The 12,697-nt window shown below is 57.5% G+C and carries 12 protein-coding genes; 10 read left to right on the top strand and 2 right to left on the bottom strand.

Annotated elements, in window-relative coordinates; genetic code table 11:
- Nucleotides 1-11: 11 nt before the first annotated feature.
- The 7 genes from odhB to ACYZTS_RS24330 all read left to right on the top strand — a co-directional run bounded on the left by odhB (nucleotide 12) and on the right by ACYZTS_RS24330 (nucleotide 8,197).
- Nucleotides 12-1,238: a 2-oxoglutarate dehydrogenase complex dihydrolipoyllysine-residue succinyltransferase gene (gene odhB, locus ACYZTS_RS24360; RefSeq protein ID WP_028621695.1), complete on the top strand. Its 1,227-nt coding sequence runs from the start codon at nucleotides 12-14 to the stop codon at nucleotides 1,236-1,238.
- A 99-nt stretch (nucleotides 1,239-1,337) separates the two neighbouring features.
- The gene (gene lpdA / locus ACYZTS_RS24355; RefSeq protein ID WP_028621694.1) at nucleotides 1,338-2,774 is read left to right on the top strand and encodes a dihydrolipoyl dehydrogenase; all 1,437 of its coding nucleotides are present in this window, start codon (nucleotides 1,338-1,340) and stop codon (nucleotides 2,772-2,774) included.
- Between the two features lie 198 nt (nucleotides 2,775-2,972).
- Nucleotides 2,973-4,139, top strand: a complete 1,167-nt coding sequence (gene sucC / locus ACYZTS_RS24350) for an ADP-forming succinate--CoA ligase subunit beta (RefSeq protein WP_028621693.1) — start codon at nucleotides 2,973-2,975, stop codon at nucleotides 4,137-4,139.
- Nucleotides 4,139-5,020 (top strand): succinate--CoA ligase subunit alpha, encoded by an 882-nt coding sequence (gene sucD / locus ACYZTS_RS24345; protein WP_028621692.1) that lies wholly within the window; start codon nucleotides 4,139-4,141, stop codon nucleotides 5,018-5,020. Before sucC ends, sucD begins: the two co-directional genes overlap by 1 nt.
- Before the next feature lie 451 nt (nucleotides 5,021-5,471).
- The gene (gene brnQ, locus ACYZTS_RS24340) at nucleotides 5,472-6,785 is read left to right on the top strand and encodes a branched-chain amino acid transport system II carrier protein (protein ID WP_461992634.1); all 1,314 of its coding nucleotides are present in this window, start codon (nucleotides 5,472-5,474) and stop codon (nucleotides 6,783-6,785) included.
- Between the two features lie 273 nt (nucleotides 6,786-7,058).
- On the top strand, nucleotides 7,059-7,796 hold the full coding sequence (locus ACYZTS_RS24335; RefSeq protein ID WP_461992632.1) for a DUF599 domain-containing protein: 738 nt from the start codon (nucleotides 7,059-7,061) through the stop codon (nucleotides 7,794-7,796).
- Nucleotides 7,796-8,197, top strand: a complete 402-nt coding sequence (locus tag ACYZTS_RS24330) for an MAPEG family protein (protein WP_461992630.1) — start codon at nucleotides 7,796-7,798, stop codon at nucleotides 8,195-8,197. Before ACYZTS_RS24335 ends, ACYZTS_RS24330 begins: the two co-directional genes overlap by 1 nt.
- A gap of 72 nt (nucleotides 8,198-8,269) precedes the next feature.
- Here ACYZTS_RS24330 and ACYZTS_RS24325 read toward each other — a convergent pair whose 3' ends face one another.
- Nucleotides 8,270-8,506 (bottom strand): hypothetical protein, encoded by a 237-nt coding sequence (locus ACYZTS_RS24325; protein ID WP_028621688.1) that lies wholly within the window; start codon nucleotides 8,504-8,506, stop codon nucleotides 8,270-8,272.
- 158 nt (nucleotides 8,507-8,664) lie between these two features.
- Here ACYZTS_RS24325 and ACYZTS_RS24320 point away from each other — a divergent pair, with 158 nt between their 5' ends.
- The 3 genes from ACYZTS_RS24320 (at nucleotide 8,665) to htpG (ending at nucleotide 11,576) form a co-directional block, all read left to right on the top strand.
- On the top strand, nucleotides 8,665-9,141 hold the full coding sequence (locus tag ACYZTS_RS24320; RefSeq protein ID WP_461992626.1) for a PaaI family thioesterase: 477 nt from the start codon (nucleotides 8,665-8,667) through the stop codon (nucleotides 9,139-9,141).
- Nucleotides 9,138-9,590, top strand: a complete 453-nt coding sequence (locus ACYZTS_RS24315; protein WP_028621686.1) for a PaaI family thioesterase — start codon at nucleotides 9,138-9,140, stop codon at nucleotides 9,588-9,590. Before ACYZTS_RS24320 ends, ACYZTS_RS24315 begins: the two co-directional genes overlap by 4 nt.
- Before the next feature lie 81 nt (nucleotides 9,591-9,671).
- Nucleotides 9,672-11,576 (top strand): molecular chaperone HtpG, encoded by a 1,905-nt coding sequence (gene htpG, locus ACYZTS_RS24310; protein ID WP_461992624.1) that lies wholly within the window; start codon nucleotides 9,672-9,674, stop codon nucleotides 11,574-11,576.
- Between the two features lie 214 nt (nucleotides 11,577-11,790).
- Here htpG and ACYZTS_RS24305 read toward each other — a convergent pair whose 3' ends face one another.
- Entirely contained in the window at nucleotides 11,791-12,651 is an 861-nt protein-coding gene (locus tag ACYZTS_RS24305; protein WP_028621684.1) for a pirin family protein, read from the bottom strand.
- Between the last annotated feature and the right edge of the window lie 46 nt (nucleotides 12,652-12,697).

The following is a 12,697-nucleotide window of genomic DNA, read 5'->3' as shown; positions in this document are numbered from 1 at the left end:
ACCCACAGATAATGGCTATCGAAATCAAAGCCCCCACTTTCCCGGAATCGGTTGCCGACGGCACCGTTGCCACCTGGCACAAACAACCGGGCGACGCTGTAAAGCGTGACGACCTGATCGTCGACATCGAAACCGACAAGGTTGTGCTGGAAGTGCTGGCGACTGCCGACGGCGTGCTGGGCGCTATCGTCAAGAACGAAGGCGACACTGTTCTGTCCGACGAAGTCCTGGGCTCGATCGAAGCGGGCGGCGCTGCTGCCGCTCCAGCTGCAACCGCAGCTGCTGCTCCGGCTGCGGCACAAACTGCTGCTCCTGCCGCTGAAGGCGAAGACGATCCGGTTGCTGCTCCGGCTGCTCGCAAGCTGGCTGAAGAAAACGGCATCAACATCGCTTCCGTTGCCGGCACTGGCAAAGGCGGTCGTGTGACCAAGGAAGACGTGGTAGCTGCCGTTGCTGCGAAGAAATCCGCTCCTGCTGCTGCGCCTGCCAAGGCTGCTGCACCGGCTGCCGCTGCTCCTGTGTTCGCTGCCGGCGACCGCATCGAGAAGCGCGTGCCAATGACCCGCGTGCGCGCCACCGTTGCCAAGCGTCTGGTCGAAGCCCAATCGAACATGGCCATGCTGACTACTTTCAACGAAGTCGACATGACCGAAGTCATGGCCCTGCGTTCGAAGTACAAAGACCTGTTCGAGAAGTCCCACAACGGCGTACGCCTGGGCTTCATGTCGTTCTTCGTCAAAGCGGCCACCGAAGCGCTGAAACGCTTCCCGGCTGTCAACGCGTCGATTGACGGTGCCGACATCGTTTACCACGGTTACGCCGACGTCGGTGTTGCCGTGTCCAGCGACCGCGGTCTGGTAGTGCCAGTTCTGCGTAACGCCGAACTGATGAGCCTGGCTGAAATCGAAGGCGGCATCGCCACCTTCGGCAAGAAGGCGCGCGACGGCAAACTGTCCATGGACGAAATGACCGGCGGCACGTTCACCATCACCAACGGTGGTACCTTCGGTTCGATGATGTCGACCCCGATCGTCAACCCGCCGCAAGCGGCCATCCTGGGCATGCACAACATTCTGCAGCGTCCTATGGCGATCAACGGTCAGGTCGTTATCCGTCCGATGATGTACCTGGCTCTGTCCTACGATCACCGTCTGATCGATGGCAAAGAAGCTGTGACCTTCCTGGTTACCATCAAGAACCTGCTGGAAGACCCGGCTCGTTTGCTGCTGGATATTTGATAGAAGCAGCTGCAAGTTTCAAGCTGCAAGCTGCAAGAAACGGCAGTTTGGCTCGAAGCTTGCGGCTTCACGCTTGCCGCAAATAAGAGGATTTTTTGAATGTCGCAGAAATTTGACGTAGTAGTGATCGGCGCTGGCCCTGGCGGCTATGTGGCTGCCATTAAAGCAGCCCAGCTGGGCCTGTCGACGGCCTGCATCGAGAAGTACACCGACAAGGAAGACAAACTGGCGCTGGGCGGCACTTGCCTGAACGTTGGCTGCATTCCTTCCAAGGCGCTGCTGGACAGCTCCTGGAAATACAAGGAAGCGAAAGAAAGCTTCAACGTTCACGGTATCTCCACCGGCGAAGTCAAAATGGACGTCGCTGCGATGGTTGGCCGCAAGGCTGGCATCGTCAAGAACCTGACCGGCGGCGTTGCCACCCTGTTCAAGGCCAACGGCGTTACTTCGATTCAGGGCCACGGCAAATTGCTGGCTGGCAAGAAAGTCGAAGTCACCAAACCTGACGGTACAGTAGAAATCATCGAAGCCGAGAACGTAATCCTGGCTCCAGGTTCGCGTCCGATCGACATTCCACCGGCTCCGGTCGACCAGAATGTCATCGTCGATTCGACTGGCGCACTGGAATTCCAGACCGTACCCAAGCGTCTGGGCGTCATCGGCGCTGGCGTGATCGGTCTGGAACTGGGTTCCGTCTGGTCGCGTCTGGGTTCGGAAGTGGTTGTCCTGGAAGCGCTGGAGACTTTCCTGATGGCAGCGGACACCGCTGTTTCCAAGGAAGCGCTGAAAACTCTGACCAAACAGGGTCTGGACATCAAACTGGGCGCTCGCGTGACCGGCTCGAAAGTGAACGGCGACGAAGTCGTTGTGAACTACACCGATGCCAACGGCGAACAGACCATTACTTTCGACAAGCTGATCGTAGCCGTTGGTCGCCGTCCGGTGACCACTGATCTGCTGGCTGCCGACAGTGGCGTCACCCTCGACGAGCGCGGTTTTGTGCACGTTGACGATCACTGCGCCACCACCGTACCGGGCGTTTTCGCTATCGGTGACGTGGTTCGCGGCATGATGCTGGCTCACAAAGCTTCGGAAGAAGGCATCATGGTTGTCGAGCGCATCAAGGGTCACAAAGCCCAGATGAACTATGACTTGATCCCTTCGGTTATTTATACTCACCCGGAAATCGCGTGGGTTGGCAAAACCGAGCAGGCCTTGAAAGCCGAAGGCGTTGAAGTTAACGTCGGCACCTTCCCGTTCGCCGCTTCCGGCCGTGCCATGGCAGCCAACGATACCGGTGGTTTCGTCAAGGTCATCGCAGATGCCAAGACTGACCGCGTATTGGGCGTCCACGTGATTGGCCCGAGCGCTGCGGAACTGGTTCAGCAGGGCGCGATCGGTATGGAATTCGGCACCAGCGCTGAAGACCTGGGCATGATGGTTTTCTCCCATCCGACCCTGTCTGAAGCCTTGCACGAAGCCGCTCTGGCTGTGAATGGCGGCGCCATCCACATTGCCAACCGCAAGAAGCGTTAAGACACAATAAGAAACCACGGCGGTCTGGCCCGTCGTGAGCCTTGCATGCAAAGCTCACCGCGGAATATCCGCTGGACGCAGCCTTGCGTAGCTGCACCGGTTGTCCGGAAAGGCTACGCAAGCAGCAGTCACAGGTGGTGCGGCACTTGAACAAGTGCAGCACCGAATGCGCAGTACCTAACGAAGACGGTAATAAGCATGAATCTTCACGAGTATCAGGGTAAGCAGCTGTTCGCTGAATACGGCCTGCCAGTTTCGACCGGTTACGCAGTAGACACTCCGGAAGCAGCAGCAGAAGCGTGCGACAAGATTGGCGGCAGCGAGTGGGTTGTCAAAGCCCAGGTTCACGCCGGTGGTCGCGGTAAAGCGGGCGGCGTTAAGCTGGTTCGCAGCAGAGAAGACGCCAAAGCGTTCGCACAGCAGTGGCTGGGCAAGCGTCTGGTGACTTACCAGACTGACGCCAATGGTCAGCCAGTCACCAAGATCCTGGTTGAATCGTGCACTGATATCGCTAAAGAGCTGTACCTGGGCGCTGTCGTTGACCGTTCGAGCCGTCGCATCGTGTTCATGGCTTCCACCGAAGGTGGCGTGGACATCGAGAAAATCGCTCACGATACTCCTGAGAAAATTCTCAAGGCCACTATCGATCCACTGGTTGGTGCTCAGCCATTCCAGGGTCGCGAGCTGGCATTCCAGTTGGGTCTGGAAGGCAAGCAGGTTGCCCAGTTCGCCAAGATCTTCGTAGGCCTGGCCAAACTGTTCAAGGATCACGACCTGGCTCTGCTGGAGGTGAACCCGCTGGTGATCAAGGCTGACGGCGATCTCCACTGCCTCGACGCCAAGATCAACATCGACGCCAACGCCATGTACCGTCAGCCTAAGCTGAAGACTTTCCACGATCCGTCGCAAGACGATCCGCGCGAAGCGCACGCTGCCAAGTTCGAACTGAACTACGTAGCGCTGGAAGGCAACATCGGTTGCATGGTCAACGGTGCTGGCCTGGCCATGGGTACCATGGACATCGTCAACCTGCATGGCGGCAAACCGGCCAACTTCCTCGACGTGGGCGGCGGTGCTACCAAAGAACGCGTTACCGAAGCGTTCAAGATCATCCTGTCCGACACTAACGTCGCTGCAGTACTGGTCAACATCTTCGGCGGCATCGTTCGTTGCGACATGATTGCCGAAGGCATCATCGGTGCAGTGAAAGAAGTCGGCGTGAAAATCCCGGTTGTTGTTCGCCTTGAAGGCAACAACGCTGAGCTGGGCGCTAAAGTACTGGCAGAAAGCGGTTTGAACATCATCGCTGCAACCAGCCTGACCGACGCTGCTCAACAAGTCGTTAAAGCTGCGGAGGGCAAATAATGAGCGTCCTGATCAATAAAGACACCAAAGTTATCTGCCAGGGTATCACCGGTTCGCAAGGTAGTTTCCACACCCAGCAAGCCATCGAGTACGGCACCAAGATGGTTGGTGGTGTAACTCCGGGCAAGGGCGGTACCGAGCACCTGGGTCTGCCAGTGTTCAACACCGTGAAAGACGCTGTTGCTCAAACTGGCGCTACCGCCAGCGTGATCTACGTTCCGGCTCCTTTCTGCAAAGATTCGATCCTGGAAGCTGCTTTCGCCGGCATCAAGCTGATCGTTTGCATCACCGAAGGCATTCCTACCCTGGATATGCTGGATGCCAAGGTCAAGTGCGACGAGCTGGGCGTAGTCCTGATCGGTCCTAACTGCCCAGGCGTGATCACTCCAGGCGAATGCAAGATCGGCATCATGCCAGGTCACATTCACTTGCCAGGCAAGGTCGGTATCGTTTCCCGTTCCGGCACCCTGACCTACGAAGCTGTCAAGCAGACGACTGACGCTGGTTTCGGTCAGTCGACTTGCGTCGGCATCGGTGGTGACCCGATCCCGGGTTCGAACTTCATCGACATCCTGAAGCTGTTCCAGGAAGACCCGAAGACCGAAGCGATCGTAATGATCGGTGAGATCGGCGGTTCGGCTGAAGAAGAAGCGGCTGCTTACATCAAGGCACACGTGACCAAGCCGGTTGTTTCCTACATCGCTGGTGTGACTGCCCCTGCGGGCAAGCGCATGGGCCATGCTGGCGCAATCATCTCTGGCGGCAAGGGCACAGCAGACGAGAAGTTTGCTGCCCTGGAAGACGCAGGCGTGAAAACCGTGCGTTCGCTGGCAGATATCGGCAAGGCTTTGTCCGAGCTGACCGGTTGGGCTGTTAAGTAAGAGCAGTTTCAAGCTGCAAGCCTTAAGCCGCAAGCTAAAGGCAGTAGTCTTGGACAGTTCTTGAATGACGCTTCACCAGACAAAGGCCACCTTCGGGTGGCCTTTGTTGTTTTCGAAGATTAAAAAGATCGCAGGCTCGTTGCACTCGACAGCTCCTACGGGAAATCCGAAATCTTGTCGGATTGTGTAGGAGCTGTCGAGTGCAACGAGCCTGCGATCTTTTGACCTTTATATATGTAAATGCGACACAGAAATGTCGCAGATCGGAATGTTCGCCCTGCAACAGTGCGTTTGTCGTGCAAATTCGTTAGGCTAGCCGCCATTTTTGCGTCCGCGTCCCACAAGGAAGCTTCGCGCTAAAGGGTCGGGCCTATGCGGTTCGACAGCATTTCCCTCACCCATAAGGGAAATCCATCTCTAAATTCCGATTCAGTAGTGTGGTATTTCCCCAATGAAAGTGTTGAAAGGTCAGGACATCCTGGCGCTTGGTTTTATGACGTTTGCCCTGTTCGTCGGGGCTGGCAACATCATCTTCCCGCCTATTGTCGGTTTGCAGTCCGGGCCTCATGTCTGGATGGCAGCGTTAGGCTTTCTGATCACTGCGGTCGGTCTGCCGGTGATCACTGTGGTGGCGTTGGCGAAAGTCGGCGGCGCAATGGATGCCTTGAGCAGCCCGATCGGCAAGGTGGCCGGCGGCATCCTCGCGGCAGCCTGCTACCTCGCTGTAGGCCCGCTGTTTGCTACACCGCGCACGGCGACCGTGTCGTTCGAAGTCGGTCTGGCGCCGCTGACCGGCGAAAGCCCTTTGGCGCTGTTCCTTTATAGCGCCGTGTACTTCCTGCTCGTGTTCTTCATTTCGCTGTATCCAGGTCGGTTGCTGGATACCGTAGGACGTTTCCTCGCGCCGCTGAAGATTATCGCCCTGGCGATGCTCGGCATTGCGGCGTTCGCGTTGCCGGCCGGTGATATCGGCGTAGCGACGCCGGAATATGTCGCAGCACCGTTTTCCCAAGGCTTCATCAATGGTTACCTGACCATGGATACCCTCGGCGCACTGGTGTTCGGCATCGTCATCGTCAATGCCATTCGTTCGCGCGGTGTCGAGTCTCCGGCGCTGATCACCCGTTACGCGATCATCGCCGGGCTGATCGCCGGTGTCGGTCTGGCGCTGGTGTATGTAAGCCTGTTCCGTCTTGGCTCGGGCAGCCATGAAGTGGCTGCCGGTGCGACCAACGGCGCGGCGGTATTGCACGCCTACGTGCAGCACACCTTTGGCTCTTTGGGCAGCGGTTTCCTTGCTGTGCTGATCTCCCTAGCGTGTCTGGTGACGGCGGTCGGTCTGACCTGTGCTTGCGCAGAGTACTTCAGCCGTGTGCTGCCGCTGTCCTACAAGACCTTGGTCATCATCCTCGCTGCGTTCTCCCTGCTGGTGTCCAACCTCGGCCTGACCAACCTGATTGCGTTCTCGATCCCGGTGCTGACGGCGATCTATCCGCCGTGCATCGCGCTGGTGGCCCTGAGCTTTTGCAAGGATTTCTGGAATGAGCAGACCCGTATCGTCGGTCCGGTGATGCTGGTGTCGTTCATCTTCGGCCTGATCGATGCGCTCAAGGGCGCAGGTCTGGCGGGCTGGATGCCGACGCAACTGACCCAGCTGCCGCTCAGCGAGCAGGGCCTGGCGTGGCTGGTACCGTCGGTGATGACGCTGGTGGTCGCGGTGATCTGCGATCGCCTGCTGGGCAAACGCGAAGAAGCTCTGGCTTAAACTGCTTTTCTGCCCGCCACAAGCGGGCTTGAGCAGCTCTCTGCAAAGAATGGAAATGCCCCGTATCAATCGATACGGGGCATTTTTTTTGCGCGTGGTGCAGTGTCTTTTCGCTTGAGCTAACGTCGAACACACGCAAATCACCTGTGGGAGCGGGCTTGCTCGCGAATACGGCTTATCATTCAACATCGAAGTCGACTGACTCACCGTCTTCGCGAGCAAGCCCGCTCCCACAAGGTTCTGTTTCAACGCAAACACATCAAAAGGACCCGCATGTCGTTCATCCAAGCCAACCTGATCCACATTCTCGCCGCCGTCTGGTTCGTCATTTGCTGGGGTGGGTATACCCGTTATGCAACGTGGAAGGGCCGCGATACGGCGTGCCTGGCCAGTGTGCTGCACCTGTATCGGGAGGACTGGATGCGCCGCATGCTGCTGCGCGACAACCGCATCGCCGATGCCAGCGTTGTCGGCAATCTCGAACGTAACGCCTCGTTCTTCGCCTCCAGCACGTTGATCATTCTGGCCGGTATTCTGACCGTGCTGGGCGCGTCCGAACGTGCGGTGTCGTTGCTGGCAGACATCCCCATGGTGCAGCAGGCGTCCCGGGGTATGTCTGAAATCAAGCTGTTGTGCCTGGCGATGGTGTTCGTCTATGCGTTCTTCACCTTCAGCTGGTGTATGCGTCAGTACAACTTCGCGGCGATCCTGATCGGCTCTGCGCCCATGGTGGGGGAGCGCCATGTGTCCGAGCAGGAGCGTAAAGCCTTCGCCGCCCGTGCGGCTCGCGTCATCTCCATGGCGGCCAACCAGTTCAACTTCGGCCTGCGTGCTTATTACTTCGGCATGACCATGCTGGCCTGGTTCGTCAGCCCGTGGCTGTTCATGCTGATGAGTGCTGGCGTCGTAATGGTGCTGTACCGCCGCGAGTTTCACTCCGATGTGCTCGACGTGATGGTGTATACACCTACAGAGGCACCTTTGCCTGATGCAAACAAAGAGGCTGTTTGATGAGTATTCCGTTCTGGTGTGTGTTTGTTAGTGCATTGCTGATCTATGTGGCCCGCATGCCGGTGGCGAAGGCGATGAAAGAGCAGGGCGGCTACAACAATCACCTGCCACGCCAACAACAGGCGCAACTGACTGGCTTCGGTGCACGCGCGTTGGCGGCGCATCAAAACAGTATCGAGGCATTTATCCTGTTTGCAGCGGGGGTCTTGATGGCGCATACCACGCAAACGGCGGGGTGGTTGATTGATACGCTGGCGATCATGTTTGTGCTAGCGCGAATAATCTACCTGCTGTGCTATTGGGCAGATCTGGCCTGGCAGCGCAGTCTAGTGTGGGTGGTCGGACTAGTGTGTTCGCTGTTGTTGATGATTAGTCCGACTTTTAGAACTGTTTCGCTCTAAGCCCTACTTCAAAAATGCAGACAAAAGAAAACCCGCACTTGGCGGGTTTTCTTTATCACGCTAAAAACTGAATCAGTTTTTAGGTGCTTCTTCTTTTGCTGCCGCTTCGTTCGATTCGGCCTGAGCTTTGGCAGCTTCAGCGTTTTCTTTCGCAGCGTCGTTCACTTTATCCTGTGCTTTGTTCATGTCCTGCTGAGCCTGCTCAGCATGTTCGTTGGCATCTTGAGCTTTGTCCTCGGATTTTTTATCGCAGGCAGCGAGACCGAGGGAAGCGGTCAACATCAAGGCAATAGCAAAAGTCTTACGCATGGGGTGGATCTCCTTATGGAAAATATCTACTGGCCTTTCGAGCATGGCCCTTCCGGTTAAGTTCCTCAATTTGTTCAGATATATAAGATTGTTTTTCAGTGGGACTTCTGCCGCTTGGCATGTTGCTTATTATCGGCTCTAACGAGAATGTTTATCATATGTCTGAGAACCCCGTTTTTGAGCGTGCGACACGGTTCCTGTCGGCGTTGCGGCACTGTCAGGTGCTTGGGCTGCGTGTACACAGCGCCAGCAATGAAGGACTGACTGTGATCCTTCCATACAGCGAAAAAATTGTCGGCAACCCGCGCACCGGAGTGATTCATGGGGGGGCACTGACGTCGTTGATGGACACGGCGTGCGGCATGTCGACCCTGTGCGTGCTGGCAGAATTCGAAGTCTGTCCGACCCTCGATCTGCGCATCGATTACATGCACGCCGCCGAACCCCATAAAGATGTGTACGGATTCGCCCAGTGCTACCGGGTCACGACCGACGTGATCTTCGCTCGCGGTTTCGCCTACCAGGACGACCCGGAGCAACCCATCGCACATGTAGTGGGTACATTTATGCGCATGGGCAAAGCCGTCAAGGGCACTAAAGGTTTTGGCGGCGCCATCGCCGGGAACGCGCAATGACCGATACGTTCAAGGAGCAATTGCAACAGGCCCACGCGCTGGGCGACTACGCACCGCTGCTGCAGATGATTCCCTACGCCGGGCTGATCGGCATCGAATGCTCGCGGGTCGGCGACGAGCTGCTGTTTCGGCTGCCAGCCAACAAGGACAACATTGGTAATCCTATTCTGCCGGCGATCCATGGTGGTGTGATCGCCGGTTTCATGGAATTGTCCGCCGCCCTGCATTTGCTGATTTCCACCGGTTCGCCGGGCGTGCCGAAGATCATCGACTTCTCATTGGACTATTTGCGTGCCGGGCAATTTCGCGACACCTGGGCCCGCTGTCAGGTCTGTCGCCAGGGGCGGCGCGTGGCTAACGTGGCGGTGACAGCCTGGCAAAGCGTCGAATCGGAGCCCATTGCTACCGCCCGCGCACATTTCAAAATCGAAGAGCCCTTGAAATCCTGATCTCAGCCCCCAACTTTGATGACAACCCGCCGCCGACCCTGAAGGTCGCGGCCACTGCCATCTGATTGGAGTTTGATGACCATGAGTGTGGAAACTCAAAAGGAAACCCTGGGCTTCCAGACCGAGGTGAAGCAACTGCTGCACCTCATGATCCATTCGCTGTATTCCAACAAGGAAATTTTCCTTCGCGAATTGATCTCGAACGCCTCTGACGCTGTCGACAAATTACGTTTTGAAGCACTTTCCAAGCCGGAGTTGCTGGAAGGTGGCGCCGAGCTGAAAATCCGTGTGAGCTTCGACAAGGACGCCAACACCGTCACCCTCGAAGACAACGGCATCGGCATGAGCCGCGAAGACGCGGTCACCCATTTGGGCACCATTGCCAAATCGGGCACTGCCGATTTCATGAAAAACCTCTCCGGCGATCAGAAAAAGGATTCGCACCTGATCGGTCAGTTTGGTGTCGGTTTCTATTCCGCATTCATCGTTGCCGACAAGGTTGACGTGTTCAGCCGTCGTGCCGGCCAAGCCGCGAGCGAAGGCGTGCACTGGTCCTCAAAAGGCGAAGGCGAGTTCGAAATTGCCACTGTCGAGAAAGCCGATCGTGGTACTCGCATTGTTCTGCACCTGAAATCCGGCGAAGACGAATTCGCCGACGGCTGGCGCCTGCGCAACATCATCAAAAAGTACTCCGACCACATCGCGCTGCCGATCGAGCTGCCGAAAGAAGTCGCCGCTGCTGAAGGTGAAGAGCAACCTGCCGCCGAATGGGAAACCGTCAACCGCGCCAGCGCGTTGTGGACCCGTCCTCGCACTGAAGTGAAGGACGAGGAATATCAGGAGTTCTACAAGCACGTCGCCCACGACTTCGAGAACCCGCTGAGCTGGAGCCATAACAAGGTCGAAGGCAAGCTGGAATATTCCTCGCTGCTGTATGTGCCGGCCCGCGCTCCGTTCGATCTGTACCAGCGCGAAGCGCCGAAAGGCCTGAAGCTGTATGTGCAGCGCGTCTTTGTCATGGATCAGGCCGAGTCGTTCCTGCCGCTGTACCTGCGCTTCATCAAAGGTGTGGTGGATTCCAACGACCTGTCGCTGAACGTGTCGCGGGAAATCCTGCAGAAAGACCCGATCATCGATTCCATGAAGTCGGCGCTGACCAAGCGCGTTCTCGACATGCTGGAAAAACTGGCGAAGAACGAGCCTGAGCAGTACAAGAGCTTCTGGAAGAACTTCGGCCAGGTCATGAAAGAAGGCCCGGCTGAAGACTTCGCCAACAAGGAAAAAATTGCCGGTCTGCTGCGTTTCGCATCGACCACCGGCGACGAAGGTGAGCAAGTGGTGGGTCTGGCCGATTACCTGGCGCGTGCCAAGGAAGGTCAGGACAAGATTTACTACCTCACCGGCGAAACCTACGCGCAGGTCAAAAACAGCCCGCACCTGGAAGTCTTCCGCAAGAAAGGCATCGAAGTGCTGCTGCTGACCGATCGTATCGACGAGTGGCTGATGAGCTACCTCAGCGAGTTCGACGGCAAGAGCTTCGTTGACGTGGCGCGTGGTGACCTGGATCTCGGCAACCTGGACTCGGAAGAGGACAAGAAGGCCGCGGAAGAAGTCGCCAAGTCCAAGGAAGGTCTGGTTGAACGTCTGAAAACTGCACTGGGCGATTCTGTCGCTGAAGTGCGGGTTTCGCATCGTTTGACCGATTCCCCGGCGATTCTGGCCATTGGCGAACAGGACCTGGGGATGCAAATGCGCCAGATCCTCGAAGCCAGCGGGCAGAAGGTCCCGGAATCGAAGCCGATCTTCGAATTCAACCCGGCTCACCCGCTGATCGAGAAACTCGACAACGAGCAGAGTGAAGAGCGCTTCGGCGACCTCTCGCACATCCTGTTCGATCAGGCGGCGCTGGCCGCCGGCGACAGCTTGAAAGATCCGGCCGCTTATGTGCGCCGTCTCAACAAGCTGCTGGTTGAACTGTCGGTCTAATCGGCAGGTAAGAAAAAACCCGCTTCGGCGGGTTTTTTTTTGACTCCTCGACCCTGATCCCTAACGGGTTGTTGCGCAGACACTGTTCTTCAGGCCTCTTCGCGAGCAGGCTCGCTCCCACAGGGTTTCTGTGTCATCCACCGACTGCGCATCCGCCACCAATCCTTGTGGGAGCGAGCCTGCTCGCGAAGGCGTCTTTAAGCTCAGTACACAACTACGGCAATTCGATGCGCTCTATCTCCCCCGGCACTGTCGGCCAGTCGCCGGCGGCCCAGCGGCGCCGCGCTTCATCAATCGCAGTCGGGTCACTGGCGACGAAATTCCAGTTGATCCGTCGTGGTCCGTCCAGCGCAGCCCCGCCAAACAGCACGGCGTGGCAGTCGCTTTCAGCGAACAAGGTCAGCTCCTCCCCGGCAGGCAACACCACCAAGGCGTGCGGCTCGATCAGCTCGTCTTCCAGCTGCGCTGCACCGCTCAGCACATACAGCGCGCGTTCTTCATGTTCGGTCGGGATCAGCAATGTCGTCGCCGTCTGCAGGTGCAATTCGGCATACAGCGTAGGAGAAAGCACCGGGACCGGCGATTCCAGACAAAAGCCTGAGCCGGCTATCATGCGAATTCGCACGCCCAGGTTATCGCTGACCGGCAAGGTTGCCGCCGGATGATGGCTGTAGTGCCCCGGACCCTGTTCATGCTCTCGGGGGGACGCGAGCCAGACTTGCAAGCCATGCATCCTGAAGCCGCTTTCCAGCAGTACTTGCGGTGTGCGCTCAACATGGGCAATCGCGCTGCCGGCCGTCATCCAGCTGACATCGCCGGCGTCCACGACTTGATCGGAACCGAGGCTGTCTTTGTGCTGGATCTGCCCCTGAAACAGGTAGGTGAGGGTGGACAGCCCGATGTGCGGATGCTGGCGGATGTTCATGCCTTTACCGGCCGGGTAATCAGTCTCGAGCATATGGTCAAAAAACACGAAGGGCCCGACGCTGCGGCACTTGGCTGATGGCAAGGGGCGAAGAATCGGTTGACCTTCGACATCTTCGGCGCGGGGGCGAATCACGAGCGGAGTGTTCATGGTGCATTCCAGGCTGTGCGGGTGACGCATGAAGCATAACCCGCCG

This window comes from Pseudomonas sp. TMB3-21, from assembly GCF_054898145.1.
The sequence above is the reverse complement of the archived record's forward strand: the minus strand, read 5'-3'. Positions and strand labels throughout refer to the sequence as shown.